Below are 18230 nucleotides of genomic sequence, written 5' to 3'. Positions count from 1 at the left end.
GTTCCCTCACAGGTTCCGCGATGGCTCAGGCCATGCGCGGCTGATGGTTTTTTGAGCGCGGGCAAAGCCTCGCGTAAGGATGCACACATGACTTCTAATTTTCAACAACACCACGGCGCGATGCTGCTCAAGTACTCGGGCATCAGCTTCATTTCGGGGGCCGTCAACCACGGTTTTTTCAGTGGCGAACGCTCTTTGTGGACCGCCTTGGTCGGCATGGTTTTGTTTGTGCTGGGGGCTTGGCTTGAACACCGCTGGCAGCCTGCCAACGATGACACCCCGCGTTCGGGCTTGATGAAGACCCTGGCCATCGGCAGCTTGCTGTCGATTGGGTTGGGCTTTTTTACGGGCGGTTTGCAGCATTTCCCGGATTCGCCCGAACGCAGCGCTTGGGTGGTGCCGCTGGGCTTTTTTGTGTCGGTCCTGGCCTTGGGGCTCAGTGCACCACGCAACTGGACTCGCGCCGCCAGCGTTTACGTTTTGGTGCTGGGCGCCCTGACGAGCGCTGGCAGCTGGGGTGCCTGGCAATGGTTGAAGCACCACCCCGAATGGGCCGCCACCGGTCATGGGCACAGCCACGGGGTTAGCGCCGATCATGGCGCTTCACCTGACGATGCGCACAGCAACGAACCCGTGGCCCAAGTCGTCAGCCGCAGCATCGAAGTGCGCATGGACGACCAAATGCGCTTCACGCCCAGCCAAATTGAGGTGAAAGCGGGTGAAACCATCCGCTTTGTGGTGCACAACGCCGGCAAGCTTGAGCACGAGATGGTGCTGGGCCTTGACGAGGACATTCGCGAACACGCCGAAGCCATGAAACGCGATGCCGCTCAAGGCAAAGCGCATGGCCCCGACCACCACCACGGCACAGGTGCTGCCATCACGGTGGCCGCAGGGCAAACGGGTGAGTTGGTGGTGACGTTCCCCAAAGCTGGCAGCTTGCAAATGGCTTGCCTGATTCCGGGGCACTACGAAGCCGGCATGCGCGGCCAAGTCAAGGTGACCAGCGGTGCGGCCTCACCCTCCCCGGCCAAAGCCAAGAACCCGGCTCACGACCACAGCACCCACAAACACTGATCAGCGCAAACGCCCCAGCAGGCCTGCGGTGGAAGCATCCAGGCCTGCCCCGTCGCCCGAGGTCATGCGGGCACGAATATCTTGAGCCAACACCTTGCCCAGCTCAACGCCCCATTGGTCAAAGCTGTTGATGCCCCAGACCGAACCGCTCACGAACACGCGGTGCTCTTGCAAAGCCGTCAGCGCCCCCAAACTGGCAGGCGTGAGCTCATCCAGCAGCAAGAACGTGCTGGGCCGGTTGCCCTCAAAGTGCTTATGGCCGCCTGTGTCGGCTTTGCCGCACATCAGCGCCTGTGCCTGCGCCAACGCATTGGCCAGAGTCAAAGCATGGTGTTCCAGCAATGGGTGTGCCGGGTTTTTAAACGCCACAATTTCCAGAGGCACCACGTCGGTGCCCTGGTGCAGCATCTGAAAAAACGCGTGTTGCCCATTGGTGCCCTGTTCGCCCCACAGCACAGGCGAGGTGCCATGCGTCAAAGCCTGCCCGTTGCGGTCTACCCGCTTGCCGTTGCTCTCCATTTCCAGCTGCTGCAAAAAAGCCGGCCAACGCCGCAAGCCACTGTGATAAGGGGCGATGGAGCGGCTGGTGTAGTGCATAAAGTTGCGGTACCAAACGTCCAGCAGCCCCAAGCGCACAGGCAAATTGGCCTCAAGGGGCGTCGCCAAAAAGTGCTGGTCCATGGCGTGGGCACCGGCCAGCAGATCTTTGAAACCTGCAGACCCAATGGCGATGGCAACAGGCAAGCCAATGGCCGACCACATCGAATAACGCCCACCCACCCAATCCCAAAAACCAAAGGTGGTGGTGGCGCCAAAGTCGGCTGCCGCCGACACGTTGCTGGTCAAGGCCACAAAATGACGGGCCACATCCAGACCACCTTGCGCCTTGAACCATGCCAGCGCCGAATGGGCGTTGGTCATCGTGTCCAAAGTCGTGAACGTTTTGGAAGCCACCACAAACAACGTGTTATCGGGCTTCAGACCCTTGAGCACGCCCGTCAACTCGTGGCCATCCACATTGGACACAAAGTGAAACCGCTTGCCTGGAATCACAAAATCTTGCAGCGCCAAGACCGCCATTTGTGGCCCCAAGTCAGACCCCCCGATGCCAATATTCACCACATCGGTGATCTGCGCATCGGCGCGCACCTGCTCGGCATAGGCCAACATGGCCTTCAAGGTGCCATGCACCAGCGCCAGCGGTTCGGCCAAAGCACCTTGCAAACTGCCTTCGGGTTGGCGCAGCAGCCAGTGCATCACAGCGCGGTCTTCGGTGGTGTTGATGTGCTCACCCCGGAACATCGCATCGCGGTGCGCAACCAGGCCGGTTTGGCGGGCCAATTCAATCAGCAAGGCCTCTGTCGCAGCATCGGTGTGGTTTTTCGACAGATCGGCGAACACATAGGGCGCAGTCTGGCTAAGCACCTGAAAGCGCTCAGGGTCTTGCGCAAAGGCCGTGCGCAAGTCAAAACCCGCAAAGGTTTGCGCGTGCTCTTGCAACGCCTTCCAGGCGGGGGTCTGGTCGCAGCGCATCTCAGGCCTTTTGCATCAACACTTCAAGCTTGACCGCATCGGCGCAAAAAGCGCGAATGCCTTCGGCCAGCTTTTCGGTGGCCATGGCGTCTTCATTCAACGCCAAACGGAACGCAGCTTCGCCGTAGTTCACAACGGGCAAATCCATAGACTGCGCGGCTTTGGCGTCGAGTGCCAAACCCAAAGGCGCATCGCTGGCCGCCAGTTGCGCCAACAGCTCGGGGCTGATGGTCAACAAATCGCAACCCGCCAAAGCGGTGATCTGACCAACACTTCGAAACGACGCGCCCATGACTTCGGTGGCCATGCCATGTCTTTTGTAGTGGTTGAAGATGGCCCGAACCGACTGAACGCCAGGGTCGTTGACGCCGGACATGGCCGTTTCGTCCCAAGCAGCGCCTGCGGTCTTTTTATGCCAATCGTAAATACGGCCCACAAACGGCGAAATCAACTGCACACGGGCTTGGCCACAAGCCACCGCTTGGCAAAACGCAAACAGCAGCGTCAAGTTGCAGCGGATGCCCTCGCGCTCCAGCGTGGCTGCTGCCTGAATGCCTTCCCAGGTCGAGGCGATCTTGATCAACACCCGCTGACGATCAATGCCTTGCGCCTCATAGAGCGCCATGATGCGACGGGCCCGCGCCACGGTGGCGTCGGCGTCAAAGCTCAGGCGTGCATCGACCTCGGTGGACACACGGCCGGGAATGGTTTGCAAAATCTCACAGCCAAAGCGCACCAACAGGTGGTCCATCACCACATCGAGTGGCTGGCCCCTGTGCGCAGCCACAACCTCAGCCAACAAGGGCGCGTAATCGGGTTTTTGCACCGCCTTCAAGATCAAAGACGGATTGGTCGTCGCGTCTTGCGGTTGAAACTGGGCCAACTGCTTAAAGTCCCCAGTGTCCGCGACCACGGTGGTGAGCTGCTTGAGGGCATCGAGTTGGTTCATGGCGATCGTTGTGAAAACTGAATCGAATTATCTCCGAAACCAGTTACATTGACGCCTTTGAAGCAATGCGATCCAAGACCCCATGGCGTTTGATCTGGTTTTCTTTGGCGGCACAGGCGATTTGGTCTGGCGCAAACTCATGCCGGCCCTGTTTCAGGCCTTTCGCCACGGCAGCCTGCCCGAAGGGGGCCGCATCATCGGCGTGGGGCGCGACGACCTGAGTGACGCGCAATACCGCCAACACATCCAATCGCGCTTTGAGCGGGTGGATGGCGACAAACGCCCTCAAGCCGAAGAATTTGCCCAATTTGCCAGCCTGCTTTGCTATGTGCGCATGGACTTGTCGCAGCCCTCAGCCTACGCAGCGCTGTCTGCCCGCTTGGCCGAGCGCGAGACCGACAACGTGGTCATGTATTTGTCCACTGCACCCAACCTGTTCACCACCGTGTGCGAGCAACTTGCCGCCCACGGCCTGAACACGCCCCAAACCCGCATCGTGCTGGAAAAGCCGCTGGGCCACGACCTGGCCTCCAACCGGGCCATCAACCATGCGGTGGGGTTGGCCTTCAAAGAACAACAGATCTTTCGCATCGACCACTACTTGGGCAAGCCAGCAGTCCAAAACCTGTTTGCCATGCGCTTTGGCAACGCTTTGTTCGAGCCCCTGTGGCGGCGCGAACACATCGCCAACATCCAGATCACCATCGCCGAAGAGCTGGGCGTGGAAAAACGCGGCGGTTTTTACGACGGCACCGGGGCCTTACGCGACATGGTGCAAAACCACGCTCTGCAACTGCTGTGCGCCATTGCCATGGAGCCGCCCATCAACGCGCATGCCGATGCGATTCGCGACGAAAAACTCAAAGTGCTCAGGGCCCTGAAGCGCTGGACACCCGAAACCTTGGGCCAACACGTCGTCCGAGGTCAATACAGCGCAGGCAACGTCGAAGGCCAAGCTGTGTCAGGCTACTGCGATGAGCCAGGTGTAGGCCAACAAAGCAACACCGAAACCTTTGTCGCTCTGCGCACCGAAATTGCCAACTGGCGTTGGGCAGGCGTCCCGTTTTACATCCGGACGGGCAAGCGCATGGCTGGTCGGGAAGCACACATCGAGATCAACTTCAGGCCCACACCCCACGAAATCTTCAAGAGCCCCATGGGCCAGGCCAACAAACTGGTCATTCACCTGCAACCCAAAGACGGGCTGGAGCTTCACCTTTTCGCCCAAGGCCAAAGCAAGCGCGGCCAAGGCAGCGGCAGCGCCACCCTCAGCCCAGTGCACCTCGATCTGGACTTTGACAAACGCTTTGGCAGCCAGCGCGTAGGCGCCTACGAACGCCTTCTGCTCGATGTGCTCGACGGCCGACTGAACCTGTTTGTGCGCAGCGACGAACAGGAAGAAGCCTGGCGTTGGGTTGAACCCATCTTGCAACACTGGAAAAACGACACCATCGGGCCCCGCCCTTATGCCGCAGGCAGCTGGGGCCCCAGCGCGTCCAGCGCCATGATCGCGCGCGACGGCTTTTGCTGGTCCGAAGAAGCCTAAGGCCGACTCAAGAGGTCTGGTGCTGCACCTCGCCTCGCCACACAGGCACCCCGGTAAAATCTCCCCTTTCGCCAACCCTCCAACGGGCTTGGCCTGCACGATCTTCAGGACCCCTTGTGACCTACGCCCACGAAACCCGGCGCCGCCGGACGTTTGCCATCATTTCGCACCCCGACGCCGGTAAAACCACGCTGACCGAAAAGCTCTTGCTGTTCTCCGGCGCGATCCAGATCGCCGGCTCGGTCAAGGCCCGCAAGGCCTCGCGCCACGCCACCAGCGACTGGATGGAAATCGAAAAGCAACGCGGCATCTCGGTGGCCTCGTCCGTGATGCAAATGCTCTACCGCGAGCACGTCATCAACCTGCTGGACACGCCCGGCCACAAAGACTTCAGTGAAGACACCTACCGCGTGCTGACTGCGGTGGACTCGGCGCTCATGGTCATTGACGCGGCCAACGGTGTCGAAGCCCAAACCCGTCGCCTGATCGAGGTCTGCCGCCAGCGCGACACGCCCATCATCACCTTTGTGAACAAGATGGACCGCGAAGTGCGCGACCCTCTCGACATCCTCGACGAAGTCGAGCGCGAGCTGGGCATGCCCTGCGTGCCCATGACCTGGCCTGTGGGCCAAGGCAAATCGTTTGGCGGCATCATCAACCTGCGCACGCAAGCCATGACGGTGTTTGACTCTGGCTCTGAACGCCTGCCGCAAGACTTTGAAACCATCCCGATCACCGAGCAAGGCCAATTGGCCGAGCGCTTTGGCATGGAATGGCAGACGGCCATGGACAGCATGGAACTGGCCACCGGCGCATCGCCCGCCTTTGACGAAGCAGCCTTTCTGGCGGGCAAACAAACCCCCGTGTTCTTTGGCTCTGGCGTGAACAACTTCGGCGTGATGGAAGTGCTGGACGCACTGGTCGACCTGGCACCGCCACCCCGCCCCCGCACCAGCTCGGTGTTGGTGAACAAGCAACCCGTGGTCAAAGAAATCCAGCCCGAAGACAGCGCATTTTCGGGCGTGGTGTTCAAGGTGCAAGCCAACATGGACGCCAACCACCGCGACCGCATCGCCTTTGTGCGCATGGCGTCTGGCAAATACACCCCAGGCATGAAGCTCAAGGTGCAACGCACCGCCAAAGAACTGCGCCCCACCAGCGTGGTCACCTTTTTGAGCCAACGCCGCGAGGCGGTGGACGAGGCCTATGCGGGCGACATCATCGGCTTCACCACCCACGGCGGTGTGCAGCTGGGCGACACCATCACCGACGGAGCCAACCTGCTGTTCACGGGCCTGCCGTTTTTTGCGCCCGAACTTTTCATGACGGTGATTTTGAAAAATCCGCTCCGCACCAAACAGCTGCAACAAGGCCTGGACCAACTGGGCGAAGAAGGCGCGATTCAGGTCTTCAAACCTGAAATCGGCGGCCCCATGTTGCTGGGTGCGGTAGGCCAGTTGCAGTTTGAAGTGGTGCAACACCGCCTCAAAGCCGAATACGACTGCGACGTGAGGTTAGAGGGCTGCCAGTACACAGGCGCCCGCTGGATTACCGCAGACACACCGGCCGAGCTGCGCGAGTTCACCAACGCCTACCCGCAGCGCATGTCCCTGGATGCGGCAGGCACCCTGGCTTATTTGTGCACCAGCCCCTACGACGTGCGCTTGGCGCAAGAGCGCTTTCCCAAGATCCACTTTCACCCCCTGCGCGAGCACGCGGGTCTGGCTTTGGGGTCGGCAGGCTGAAGTGGCAAGGAATTAAGGTGTGAATTGGGGTCTGACCCCGTGAATTGGGGTCTGACCCCGAATAATTCTCACCTCGTCACTTCATACACCCACAACCCCAGCCACTCGTGCAAAGCGGTTTGCCACAGCAGCAGGCTGCGCGCCAATGAATACTCGGTCCAGGGCGTGGTATCGCCTGTTCTGAAGTCCACCGGGTAGGGCGTGACCTGGCAACCCACTGCCTCGAACTCGGGCACAGAGCGGGGCATGTGCCAGGCCGAGGTCACCAACAACCACGTCTGGCGGCATCGCTCGCCCAGCAACGCCGCCACTTGTTGCGCGTTTTCGCGGGTGGTGCGCGAGCCGCCTTCCAGCACCACGCGGCCCATGTCCACGCCCTGCTGCTGGTAAAAAGTTTTGGCCAATTCGGCCTCACTCACGCCCGTGGCCAGCAGCCGCCCTTCACCACCCGAAAACACCAGTTGCAACTTCGGGTGCTGACGCAGCAGCCCCACCGGCACCGACATGCGCTCGGCCGCTTCGCCCAGCGGCACCTGGCCATGCGCCTGGTAAATGCCGGGGTGCTCTGTGGCACCACCCAGCACAATCACGCCCACATGCCGACCCACTGCCTCAGCCGTCGGCGCGGGGTAGCGGTTTTCCAGCGAGCGCAACAACGCGTGGGGCGCAGCTGCAAAGCCCAACAGCCCCAACATCACCAAGCCGCTCCACAGCATGGCCATCGCCAGCTTGCGCCAACGCAGCAGTATGAGCAGCGCGAACGCCCACCACAGCGCCAGCCAAAACATGGGCTGGGTGATGGCGGAGAGCAATTTAGAGATGAGAAACATAACGACAAGTATCTCCTGATCTACTCAGTACCTCTTTGCCAGCCCCAAAAACAAAAACCGCCCGAAGGCGGTTTAGTTCAAACAATTGGGGTCTGACCCCAATTAAATTTAACGACTTGGGTCAATCCATCGCCCACTCTTCCACTGCCAAGCCAGGCACGCGGTGAAACTCCCTGGCATTGTTGGTGATCAGCACACTGTCTTCTGCCAAAACGTGAGCTGCGATCATTAAATCCATACCCCCAATAGGCTTACCTGAACGCTCGAGTGAAGCTCGGATTTGAGCGTAGTGGTGGGTTGCGTTCAAGGGCCAAGGACGCACATCAAATCCCGCCAACCAAGCCTCGACCGCAGACTGAAACCGTGGCACGCCCAATTTGCTGGCACCAAAACGCAATTCAGCTGCAACGATGGCCGACAACCACAATTGCTCACGATCCAGCGTTGCAAACCGCTCAATCATGTTCAGGGGGTGTCGCCGCAAAATATAGCTGCAAATGTTGGTGTCCAGAGTGCGTCGCATCTCAAGATCTCAAGACCAATCACGCTCTTGGGCTGGCACATCCAGACGGTCCGCTAGGTAATCAGAAGGCAAAGCTTCTGCCGTGGCGTAAAACTGCTGCAACCAACGCCCCATGTCTTTTTCAGGGGGCATTTCGGGGTGCAACCAAATGTCGCTGCCAATCTGCTCCAACCTGACCTCTTGCGCCTGTAAGCGCAACTTCGCAGGCCAACGCAAAGCTTGGCTGCGCCCACTCATGAATACCCGTGCGGTGATCGTCATCCCATCCTCCATGTCATATGCATACGAGATATTACATTAAATCAATGAATAAAATCAACAAAGGAGCCCAAGGCTCCTTTGTTGCAAAATAATCGGGATCTGACCCCAATTAAAAATTAAGCGCCATTCGCCAGCGCTTCGCGCTCCTGGGCCATGTGCACCCAGTCGACCACTTCGCCGCTGGGTTGGTAGCCTGACACCAGCTCTTGCAGTTGGCCGCGGATGACCGGGACGTCGTTCACGCTCATGGCGATTTTGAGTGCGTTGAGCTTGCCTTCCAGCTGGGGCCAGCTCAGGTACTGCTCGTGCGCTTTCATGATGCGTGGGTGCTGGGTCGGCTTGGGGTTGTCGCCAATCAGCAGCTCTTCGTAAAGCTTTTCTCCGGGGCGCAGGCCGGTCACGACCAGCTCAATGTCTCCACTGGGGTTCAGCTCATCGCGCACCGTCAGTCCCGACAGCTCAACCATGCGGCGGGCCAGGTCGATGATCTTGACGGGCTGCCCCGAGTTGAATGCCCGCTTCGCGCAATTGCTCAGCGGCCAAGAAGCGATGTTCTTCACCACTGACGATGAATGGCGCTGAGACTTGAATACCGTCTTGGCCCAATCCAGCCAAGCGCTGGGCGGCTTGCTGAAACAGACTTTCGTTGCCCGTGAGGCACATAAACTGTTTGGGGAAACCCGTGCGAGACAGTGGCCACAAACGCGTGCCGGATCCGCCGCAAAGGATGACAGGTGTAACTTGAATCATGGGTTGGTCGAGTTTGGCAGGAGTCAGGCAGCTCTGCCCACGGCTTTGCGCCAGCTGGCTTTAAGGGCGGCCATCTTTTGTGCGGATTCGCTGTCTTGGCTGGCGTTACGCAGGGCTTGGCGGATGAATACGAAAAGAAGCAAAGCAAAGCCAGCGGCCAGGGTGGCGATGATGGCGATCAGGGCCTTCTTGGGTTTGCTCTTGCGCTCGGGCGGCTGGGCAGCGTCGAGCACCTGGATGACGGCGCCTTCGCGCGATTCGTCCACCTTGGCCATTTCAAACTGGCGGGCAAAGAGTTCGAACAGTGTTTCTTGGTATTTGAATTCGCGGAACTTGGCCACGTAGTCGCCCTGCCCGGCTGCTGTGGCGGGTTCGTCTTTTTCTTGTTTGGCCAGTTGGGCGCGCAGGTTGGCCAGCTCGGTCATGGCTTGTTTGAAGTCGGGCGCAGTCTCGGCCAAATAGCCGCGCATGGCGCCCACTTTGACTTCTTGCGCTGTGACTTGGGCCTTGAGTCCCGCCACGGCGGCCAGTGCCGATGTGGGGTTGGATTTGAGCACGCTGCTGCTCACGCCCGTGGCGCGCAGGGCTTGCTCTGCCTCGGTGAATTTTTCTTTGACTTGGCTGAGCTGCTTTTCAAAGAAGGCACGGCGTTGCTGAGCCTCGGTCACGGCCAAGCGGGCCAGCAGTTTTTGCAGCTCGTCCACATGGGCGTTGGCCAGGTCGGCCGCAAACTTGGGGTCTTTGTCGTCAATCTGCACTGTGATGATGCCGTCTTTGCCGCTGGAGGCGCGGGTGTTTTCGGTCAATTCTTTTCGGGTATCGTCTTTGAACTTTTCTTCATAACGCTCTTGCAGCTTGAAGCGCTCGATCAGCGCGTCTTGCACGCTGTTGCTTTTCATGAAGGCCATGTATTGGTCAGCCGGGCTTTTGAGGCCCGCAGCCGCCCCGGCCAAACCACCCAGCCCGCCCAGGCTGGCCAGCATGCTGGCGGCGGCGCTTTGCTGTTGTTGGGGGGGGAGGAATTTGACGGTGGCTGTGAAGGTGGGGGGCACGGCAAAGCTAATGCCCAATGCGGCCAGGCCCACCACCAGCGGGCCGATGATCAGCAGGCGCAGGTTGTCGACGATGGTTTGCAGCAAGTCAAGCAGGCTGATTTCGTCGTCTTCTGCGGTGTCGGGGATGTGTGTGTTGTCGGTCATGCGTTTGTTTCAAAGCAGTTTTTTCAGTTCCAGATATTTCTGGATGGACTTGAACGTATCGATGACGTGTTCGGCTTCGGCCGGCAGCATGTTCAGTCGCTCAATGCGAGCCTGAACAACTTCGGGGTAGTGATGCGCGAATTTGTTGCACAGCATGGCTGCAGTGCCAAATTCTTCGGCTGAACGAATAGCGCCGAGCTTTTCCATGAGCAGTGTTTTGTCCCGATTGGACTTGTCGCTGATGTCTTCCTGCTCCAGATAAGCAACGCCCTTGAAGAGCTGCTCCTGGATCATCGTGACACATTGCGAGTAACGCAAGATCAAGGCATCCACGGATTCTTCTTGCTCTTCGCTCCAATGCTCAACGGTCTCGACATTCACAGGAAAAAGCTGACCGATTTTGCCAAATGAATACGACAGCTTGTCTACCAGCTGTTGACAAGCCTGCAGGCTCTGTACAAGCAAACGTGTTTCAGGCTTCACAACACAATCCCTGTTTGGCGGGCGATTTGAATAATGTCATGGTCTGGCTCACCCGGAGTTTGCACCAACAGGTCCACCCGGGTGTCGCACGACACTTGCAATTGCCATTGCGCAGTGAGCTGGGTCTTGAGGTCGATCGGCCGACTGGTGCGCCAGAGCAGATCAATATCGCCACCTTTGCGCTGGTCATCCACCCTAGAGCCAAACAGCAACACCTCGCCTTGCGGATCAACAGACCGCAGGATACGGGTAATGGTTTGGTGTTCTGCAGGGGTCAGGCGCATTTTTGTTGCTTGAACTGCGCGCCCTCACCCAACACCGCGTGCACGGTGCTTTGGATGGTGTCGATTTGAGCGGGGGTCAGGCGCATGGAGGATCAATTTCGCAGTGTACGAATGGCGGCGGCGCCTATGCCCAGATTGCTGAAAATTTGCGTCCAGTCGCGCAGGCCACGGACCAAGAAGTTGTAGCCAGTTTCGCGGTCCACCTTGGGCGGCACGACCAGCGTGTCGCCAGGCATGATTTTGGTGGACTCAAAATTGCTGAAGAAACCTGTGCGGGTGCGGCTTAAAACCGAGCCGTCGGCCCGCAGGATGAAGGCATCGCTGGGTTTGGCGTCTTCTGTCAGGCCTGCGGAGCGGATGAGGTCACCCACTGTTTTACCGGGTTTGTAGACCAGCACGTTTTCGTTATTGACGCTGCCCACGGCGGCAATGAAGGCGGGCTGGCTGGGCACCAAGAAGGCATCGCCGTCTTCAAGAGGCAGATCGGGCAGGGACGTCAGGATTTGGCTGGTGGTGGTGCCGGCCGTCGCCGCGCTCATGGTGCGCAGGGGGTCGAGTTCTAGAGAGACACGGCCTTTGCTGCGCAGGACCTTGAGACGGTCAATTTGTAATCGCATTTGCTGCTGCTGCTGCTGGATCAAAGCGGGCGACTGCAGGGCCCGCTCGCCCGTCAGGTTGGCGGCCAATGTGGCGCCAGCGCTTTGCATTTGTGTCTCAAGACGGCGCACCAGTTGGTCCAGGTTTTGTTGCTGCTGTTTGCGCACCGACTCGCGGGTGAATTCGGCGCCATACAAATAGGCCTGAGGCGTGACGCCGCCAATGCGGGTGATGATTTGCGCCAGGGTTTCACCCGGCAGGGCTTGGTACAGGCCAGGCGCGACGACTTCGCCCTCCAGACGGACCACGCGGGTTTGCCTTTCAACGGGCAGGCGCAGTTCGGCGCTGCTCATGATGGTGACGATGTCACCCTCTTGCAGTTCGAGGTTGTGTGCGGGGTCTTTTTGAACGATGGCTTTGCCCAGGTTGAAGGGGATCAGCTGGGTGCGCAATTCGTTTTTGTTCAGGCGCTCGATGACGGCATAGTCCCAGTTGATTTGGTCCTGAAAACTGCGCACGCGGTCGGTGACATTGCGCTGCACGCGGGCTTCGCGGTCACGCTGAAGTTGCTGCTCTTGCTCTTGGGGCGTCAACAGGTTGATGCTGTTGGCCATGCTTGCATTGACAGCTGGATTGTTGTTGAACTGACCGGCTGGCAGACTGGGGTTTTGTGGCCCCATTTGACCGGGGGCCAAAGCTTGACCTGGCTGACCTGGCTGACCTTGGGGGCCAAACAGGCCAGGTTGGCCAACGAGGTTGTTGCGACTGATGATCTCGGAGGTGAGAGAGATGTCTTCTGGCAGTTGCTGGGCCCGATCAAGGGCCTGGATTTGCTCTGGCGTGAAGCCACGGGCGCGCAGTTGGGCAATGCGGTTTTGCACCAAGTCGTTGCGCCGCTTGAAGAAGTCAGGCGTGAGCAAAGCGGCGCGGTCGGGGATGAGGTCTTGGATGCGCATACCCGGCGTGAATGGGTGGCGCAAGGGCTGGGCTATAGCGCCTTGCAAGGTGACCACGTTGCCAAAGGCCTGAATCATGGGCAACAAGGTGATGACATCGCCATCACGAAGCGGCTGGGCCAAGCCTTGGGCGTTGAGTGCGATGTTTTGAACTTGACGGGGCGCGTTGGCATTTTGAGGGTCAATGCGTTCAAGCAGTGCTTTTTGCGTGCTGGCCAAGGTGGGGAATCCACCACCCAAGCTCAGCAGGTTTTGCAGGTTGGTACCTTGCTTCAGTTCATAAATAGCGGCATGGTCCGTGGCACCCGTCAGGGCCACACGGGGGCCGACGGGCGGGATCATGATGACGTCGCCAGGCTGCAGGGACACGTCTTTGGATTTGTCGCCGCTCACAATGAAGTCGTACAGGTCGAGCGTAGTGACGGTTTGACCGTTGCGTTTGAGTTCGATGGCGCGCATGCTGCCATTGACACCGGGGCCGCCACTCGCAAAAACGGCGTTGACCAAGGTGGACAAGCTCGTGAGGTTGTAGGTGCCTGGCTGCTGGGCTTGGCCCACCACAAACACGGTGATGCCGCGCAGTTTGCCCAAAGCGGCATTGACTTGGACGGTGTTAAAGACGGTGGCGATGCGTTTGCGCAGGGTGTCTTCGAGGTCTTTAACGCGCACACCACTGAGGTTGATGGTGCCTATCTTGGGCAGGTTGATTTGGCCGCTGCGGTCCAAGGTTTGGCTGCCCGCAAAGTCAACACCACCCCAGATTTGGATGCGAACTTCGTCGCCAGGGCCCAAAACATATTCTGCCGGAGCAGGCGCTGCCGTGTCTGCGGCGTAAGCCAAGGGGTTTTCAAACAGGCTGCTGCCAAAGTGTGGCAGCAGTTTGCCTGTGCTTTCTTGCACAAAGCGCTGAAACTGGCTGGGTGCTTGGGGTTTGGCGGGACGGAATTGCACCATAGGGGAGCGCTGCGCGTCTGCTGCACCGATGTCAGGGCGCTGGGGCATGAGGGGAGATGGCACCAGGCCCATTGGGGGCTGGGCGGGAAGGCCTGTCGCAGCCGGAATAACAGCTGCTGTTCCCGCTGATGTTCCCACTGGTGTTCCCGCTGGGACGCCTGCTGTTGCACCTGTTGGCAGACCGAAGGGGAGGTTCTGAGCTTGAGCTTGCCAGCCCCAAAGGGCGAGGCCAACAGCCAAGCATAAGCTGGCTGTTTGACGGTTAAATTCAGGGGTTATATTGAGCATGGGTCTTAGGGTGGTGCGCGGAACGGGCAGGCTACCGCAGTGCCAGTGGCTGCTGGGCAGGGCAACACTGATTAATGCAGGGGACTTGAAATATTACAATTTCAACAACCTTATATTGTATCGCTTCAAGTTGACATGAATCTTCTGAAAAAAGAGAACGATCAAAGTCAATACTTTTTTAAAATAGATTTTTGTTTATAGATTCGTCGAAATACCTTTATTGTGAGTTTCTGATCTGGTCATTGTGGTTTATAAAAATTTATCTATTCAGGGGATATTCATGTTTACGAATCAATTTTTGCGATTTTGCAAGTCTGCGGCATGCGTCTTGTCGGCGGCGTGCACCATGGGTGCAGCTTGTGCAGACAACGGCCTGAACTGGAAAAACGGCTCGGACTTGCTGGCTGTGGGTTTGCCTGCTTTGGCGGCTGGGGCGGCGTGGGGGCAGCAAGACACTGAGGGCATGAAGCAACTGACGCTGACCATGGCGTCGACCGTGGGTGCAGCGGAATTGCTCAAACGGACGGTCAAGGCCACCCGGCCCGATGGTTCGGATGACAAGAGCTTTCCGTCTGGCCACACGGCTGTGGCTTTTGCCGCGGTGCGGTTCATGGACAAGCGTTATGCCCAGCAGGTAGCGCCCTACACGCCTTGGTTGTATGCGGCTGCAGGCCTGACGGGTTTGGCACGTGTCGAGGCGGACCAACACTATTGGCGCGATGTGGCGGCGGGTGCGGTGCTGGGTTGGGGTGCAGCCACTTGGTGGGCCGAACCGATTCAGGGCGGACAGTTGAGTGTGTTGCCGTCGCCCCGGGGTTTGGCCATGTTTTGGCAGCGAGGCTGGTGATGTCGGCCGGTCTGGGCGCTATTACCTCTATGGTGCGGTCTTTTGGGCATGCGTTCAGAGGCTTGCGTGTGCTGATGGGGCAGCGCAATGCCAGGGTGCACGCGGTGGCCGCAGTGCTGGTGGTGGCGCTGGGGGCCTGGCTGGACTTGAGCCCTTTGGAGTGGGCGGTGGTGTCTTTGGCCATGGCCCTGGTGGTGGGAGCCGAGGCGCTGAACACAGGCATTGAGCTGGCGGTGAACTTGGCACAGCCCGAGTGGCATGCCTTGGCACGCGATGCCAAGGATGTGGCGGCAGCCGGGGTGTTGATTTGCAGCTTGGGCGCGGTGGCTGTGGGGGCTTGGGTGTTGGGACCCAAACTTTGGGCGCTTTTTTAGGCGCCGGCTGTGGCCTGTTGGTTACAACGGCGCCGAAGAACCAAAACGACGGTCTCGTCCGGCAAACCAGACGATGGCTTCTTGCAGGCGAGCGGGCGAAAAGTCGGGCCACAAATCGTCGGTGAAGAACAACTCGGCATAGGCCGCTTGCCAAAGCATGAAGTTGCTGACGCGTGACTCGCCGCCGGTGCGGATGAGCAGGTCGACCTCTGGCGCGTAGGCGGTGCTGAGGTAGGGCGCCAAGCCTTCTTCGGTGAGGCGTTGCAGGGTTTGGCCGGGGTGGGCTTCTTGCCAGGCGCGGGTGGCTTGGATCAGGTCCCAGCGGCCACCGTAATTGGCGCACACCGTCAGCGTGATGCGGGTGTTGTTGGCGGTTTGCGTTTCGGCACGCGCAATCAGGTCTTGCAGCATTGGCGCAAAACGGGTTTTGTCACCCACCACTTTGAGGCGCACGCCGTTTTGGTTCATGTTGTTGACCTCTTTTTGCAAGTAGGTCATAAACAGGTTCATCAGGCTGGTGACTTCATCGGCAGGGCGTTTCCAGTTTTCGGTACTGAAAGCAAAGATGCTGAGGTGAGCCACGCCCATGTCGGCACAGGCTTTGACAATGTCGCGAACGCGTTTGGCTCCGGCGGCGTGCCCCACAGCGGCAGGCATGAACTTGTTTTTGGCCCAACGGCGGTTGCCATCCATGATGATGGCGATGTGCTGCGGCAGTGTGGGGTTGGCAGTTGGGGTAGACAAGGGCGTTGGCAAGAAATGGGTGTGCTGGGTTCGTCCGGACTCAGGGGGTGACTTCGACTTGGTGGTGCTCCATCTGCACAACCGTAGGGCGCCCAAGGATTTCGAGCAACACCGCCACCCTTTTGCTGGACACACTTTGAATGAGGCCTTCAACGCCGCCCAGAGCATTGTGCTTGAGGCGCACGGTTTGGCCTGCCTTGAGGTTGCTGAGCTCTTGCAAGGTAGCGTGGTTGCGGTCTTGTTCGAGCTGGCGGATGCGTTGCACCAAATCGTCATGCAGTTGGGCCGGCTCAAACCCGAAGCGCACGATGGTGGCAATGCCTTTGGTACTGCGCACGGCCGAGATGCTTTGCTCTGGCTTGCTGGGTTTGAAGAGGATGTAACGCGGAAACATGGGTTCAAAAAGCGCCACAGGGCCTTGCTCGGTTTTTTTGAATTTTTTGTAGAGCGGCAGGTAAGCGTCAAAGGCTTGTTGCACCAAGTTGACTTGGGCCATGGCTTCTTGGCGGGGCTTGGTGTACGCCAAGTACCAACGGTCATAGGGCGTGAGGGCCGGCCTATGGGGGTCTGAAACAGGCGGGTTCTGGGTCATGCAGGCTTATCGAGGTGTGTCTCTTATGCTTTTGAAAGTGATTCTACGGTCTGCCCGAGCACTTGGCGCGCCCTGCGATAATAAAGTCATTATTTTTAAAACGATCTCATGCGCCACTTTTTTACTTTGACTTGTTTGGCAGGTTTATTGATGGGTGCTGGGCAAGTCCAGGCTGGGCCAGCACATCCATCGGCCGCCAGCGTGCCCTACACCCCCAGCTGGACAGCGCGGCATTATTTGCAGTGGCTGGGTGACCACGCGAGCTTGCCTTTGACAGGCAGCCACTGGCCGCTGCCAGCCGCTGCGGTTCGGCAGGCGCTGGACAGTATTGCGCCCGCAGCAGCCCAGGCCAATGTGCAAATAGCCCGCGACTTTGTGCTGAAAGAGCTGGACATGGCACAGAACCAAGGGCGTGCCCAAATGCATTTGCGCTCGGAGTCTGAGGCGCTCAATGGGTATGGCGAGAACTACACACCGGGCAGCAGTGCGCAGCTGAACTCGGCCGAGTTGCGCCGGTCGTGGGGCGATGTGTCGGTGGCGGGCCGCTTGGGTGCGCGGATAGAGGCCAGCCCGAATTCGCTACAGTCGAAATTCAGTGGCATGGGTGCCGAGGGCGAGTTTCAGGCGCGGCTCGATGGCAGCGCGGCGGTGCTGGGCTTCAGCGGCTGGAATGTGCAGGCGTTTTCGCACCGCCAGTGGTGGGGGCCGGGCTGGCAAAGCAGTTTGGTCAGTGGGCACAACAATCCGTCTTGGACGGGCGTTGGCATTCAACGCGCCAGTGTGGCACCTTCAGACAGCGCTTGGTTGAGCTGGATGGGGCCTTGGAACTTGGATGTGTTTGTGGCCAAGGCGCAAGACCCCCGGGTCGTCACCAACCAGCCACAGGGCTTTATGTTTTCGGGCATGCGCCTGACCATGAAGCCCCAGCCTTGGCTGGAGGTGGGCTTGAGCCGTGGTCTGCAGACCGGCGGTGCTGGCAGGCCCAGCGGCGCGTTGAACTTTGCCAAGTCATTCTTGGGTCAAGAGGTCAACAAACTTGATGACGATACTTTCAGCGACAGCAGTGGGCAAATTGCCGGCTACGACGTGCGGGCGCGTTGCCCCAAGTCGTGGTCAGGGATGTTGGGGTCTTGCGCTGCTTATACCCAGTGGATGGGCGAGGACGCGGCGGGCAGCGTCATCCCGCTGCCCTTCAAGTTCATGAGTTTGTGGGGTGTTGAAAGCACTTATGGCCAGGGCCAATACCGGGTGTTTGCCGAATGGGCCAACACCAACGCCTACAGCTTGCCGTGGGACACCAAAGAGCCGTTTCCGGGCTATGTGAACGGTGTTTACAACCAGGGCTACACCCAAGGTGGTCGATGGGCTGGCTCTGCGCAGGGTTCGGGTTCTGAGATGTTGACCGTAGGCTGGATGGATGCCGCACGCCAACGCATGGTGAAAGTGCATGCGGGCAAAGTGCACACCAGCTTGGGGGCTTACGACCCGCGCACAAGACCCGAGGGCCCACGAGCAGGCGCCCCACGCGGCGACCTGTGGGGCGTGAGCGCCAGTCAGGTGTTTTCTTGGATGGGCATGCGCCTGACGCCCGAATTGGCCTACACCGAGTTGACAGACGGCCAAGACCAGCGGGCCAACAAACGCCAAAATTTGCGAGTGGGCTTGGTGATGGCAGTTCCGCTCTGATGACCGTTCGGC

18 protein-coding genes and 1 pseudogene are annotated in these 18230 nt (G+C 59.2%); 6 read left to right on the top strand and 13 right to left on the bottom strand.

From position 1 onward, the window contains the following. Positions 1 to 87: 87 nt before the first annotated feature. Positions 88 to 1077, top strand: a complete 990-nt coding sequence (locus Q1M54_RS09850) for a plastocyanin/azurin family copper-binding protein (protein WP_300556753.1) — start codon at positions 88 to 90, stop codon at positions 1075 to 1077. On the opposite strand, the gene pgi is transcribed toward Q1M54_RS09850, so the two are convergent. After that, complete coding sequence (gene pgi, locus Q1M54_RS09845) at positions 1078 to 2610, bottom strand: glucose-6-phosphate isomerase (protein WP_300556751.1); 1533 nt, start codon at positions 2608 to 2610, stop codon at positions 1078 to 1080. A gap of 1 nt (position 2611) precedes the next feature. Continuing rightward, positions 2612 to 3559, bottom strand: a complete 948-nt coding sequence (gene tal / locus Q1M54_RS09840; protein WP_300556749.1) for a transaldolase — start codon at positions 3557 to 3559, stop codon at positions 2612 to 2614. 82 nt (positions 3560 to 3641) lie between these two features. Between tal and zwf the strand changes: the two genes are divergently transcribed. Together zwf and Q1M54_RS09830 are read left to right on the top strand one after the other, a co-directional pair. After that, entirely contained in the window at positions 3642 to 5105 is a 1464-nt protein-coding gene (gene zwf / locus Q1M54_RS09835; RefSeq protein ID WP_300556747.1) for a glucose-6-phosphate dehydrogenase, read from the top strand. 116 nt (positions 5106 to 5221) lie between these two features. After that, positions 5222 to 6850: a peptide chain release factor 3 gene (locus Q1M54_RS09830; protein WP_300556745.1), complete on the top strand. Its 1629-nt coding sequence runs from the start codon at positions 5222 to 5224 to the stop codon at positions 6848 to 6850. A 68-nt stretch (positions 6851 to 6918) separates the two neighbouring features. Here the strand turns inward: Q1M54_RS09830 and Q1M54_RS09825 are convergent, their stop codons facing one another. From Q1M54_RS09825 to Q1M54_RS09785, 9 genes and pseudogenes are all read right to left on the bottom strand, one after another. After that, positions 6919 to 7680, bottom strand: coding sequence for a YdcF family protein (locus Q1M54_RS09825; RefSeq protein ID WP_300556743.1), 762 nt, complete (start codon positions 7678 to 7680; stop codon positions 6919 to 6921). Between the two features lie 121 nt (positions 7681 to 7801). Then, a complete protein-coding gene (locus Q1M54_RS09820) occupies positions 7802 to 8203 on the bottom strand; it encodes a type II toxin-antitoxin system VapC family toxin (RefSeq protein ID WP_300556741.1) in 402 nt (133 codons plus the stop codon). Positions 8204 to 8212: 9 nt separating this feature from the next. Beyond that, on the bottom strand, positions 8213 to 8464 hold the full coding sequence (locus tag Q1M54_RS09815; protein ID WP_300556739.1) for a hypothetical protein: 252 nt from the start codon (positions 8462 to 8464) through the stop codon (positions 8213 to 8215). A gap of 116 nt (positions 8465 to 8580) precedes the next feature. Then, a pseudogene (locus tag Q1M54_RS09810) lies at positions 8581 to 8967 on the bottom strand (polysaccharide biosynthesis protein); the annotation flags it as partial. Continuing rightward, positions 8924 to 9214: a sugar phosphate nucleotidyltransferase gene (locus Q1M54_RS09805; protein WP_366146254.1), complete on the bottom strand. Its 291-nt coding sequence runs from the start codon at positions 9212 to 9214 to the stop codon at positions 8924 to 8926. The gene Q1M54_RS09805 and the pseudogene Q1M54_RS09810, both read right to left, overlap by 44 nt. Positions 9215 to 9237: 23 nt before the next feature. Beyond that, positions 9238 to 10413 (bottom strand): Wzz/FepE/Etk N-terminal domain-containing protein, encoded by a 1176-nt coding sequence (locus Q1M54_RS09800; RefSeq protein ID WP_300556736.1) that lies wholly within the window; start codon positions 10411 to 10413, stop codon positions 9238 to 9240. Between the two features lie 9 nt (positions 10414 to 10422). After that, positions 10423 to 10896 (bottom strand): hypothetical protein, encoded by a 474-nt coding sequence (locus tag Q1M54_RS09795; RefSeq protein ID WP_300556734.1) that lies wholly within the window; start codon positions 10894 to 10896, stop codon positions 10423 to 10425. Next, positions 10893 to 11180, bottom strand: a complete 288-nt coding sequence (locus tag Q1M54_RS09790; RefSeq protein ID WP_300556732.1) for a nucleotidyltransferase domain-containing protein — start codon at positions 11178 to 11180, stop codon at positions 10893 to 10895. Before Q1M54_RS09790 ends, Q1M54_RS09795 begins: the two co-directional genes overlap by 4 nt. A 92-nt stretch (positions 11181 to 11272) precedes the next feature. After that, positions 11273 to 13735: an SLBB domain-containing protein gene (locus tag Q1M54_RS09785; protein ID WP_300556730.1), complete on the bottom strand. Its 2463-nt coding sequence runs from the start codon at positions 13733 to 13735 to the stop codon at positions 11273 to 11275. Between the two features lie 520 nt (positions 13736 to 14255). Between Q1M54_RS09785 and Q1M54_RS09780 the strand changes: the two genes are divergently transcribed. Together Q1M54_RS09780 and Q1M54_RS09775 are read left to right on the top strand one after the other, a co-directional pair. Further along, entirely contained in the window at positions 14256 to 14822 is a 567-nt protein-coding gene (locus tag Q1M54_RS09780) for a phosphatase PAP2 family protein (protein WP_300556728.1), read from the top strand. Then, a complete protein-coding gene (locus Q1M54_RS09775) occupies positions 14822 to 15196 on the top strand; it encodes a diacylglycerol kinase family protein (RefSeq protein ID WP_300556726.1) in 375 nt (124 codons plus the stop codon). The genes Q1M54_RS09780 and Q1M54_RS09775 overlap by 1 nt, the downstream gene beginning before the upstream one ends. A 21-nt stretch (positions 15197 to 15217) precedes the next feature. Here the strand turns inward: Q1M54_RS09775 and uppS are convergent, their stop codons facing one another. Further along, positions 15218 to 15940, bottom strand: coding sequence for a polyprenyl diphosphate synthase (gene uppS, locus Q1M54_RS09770; protein WP_300556724.1), 723 nt, complete (start codon positions 15938 to 15940; stop codon positions 15218 to 15220). 40 nt (positions 15941 to 15980) lie between these two features. Continuing rightward, positions 15981 to 16532: a transcription termination/antitermination NusG family protein gene (locus Q1M54_RS09765; protein WP_300556722.1), complete on the bottom strand. Its 552-nt coding sequence runs from the start codon at positions 16530 to 16532 to the stop codon at positions 15981 to 15983. 108 nt (positions 16533 to 16640) lie between these two features. Between Q1M54_RS09765 and Q1M54_RS09760 the strand changes: the two genes are divergently transcribed. Further along, on the top strand, positions 16641 to 18218 hold the full coding sequence (locus Q1M54_RS09760) for a capsule assembly Wzi family protein (RefSeq protein WP_300556720.1): 1578 nt from the start codon (positions 16641 to 16643) through the stop codon (positions 18216 to 18218). The last annotated feature ends 12 nt before the right edge of the window (positions 18219 to 18230 follow it).

The sequence above is a fragment of the Limnohabitans sp. Rim8 genome, assembly GCF_943326455.1.
Classification (GTDB): Bacteria; Pseudomonadota; Gammaproteobacteria; order Burkholderiales; family Burkholderiaceae_C; genus Limnohabitans_A.
The sequence above is the reverse complement of the archived record's forward strand: the minus strand, read 5'-3'. Positions and strand labels throughout refer to the sequence as shown.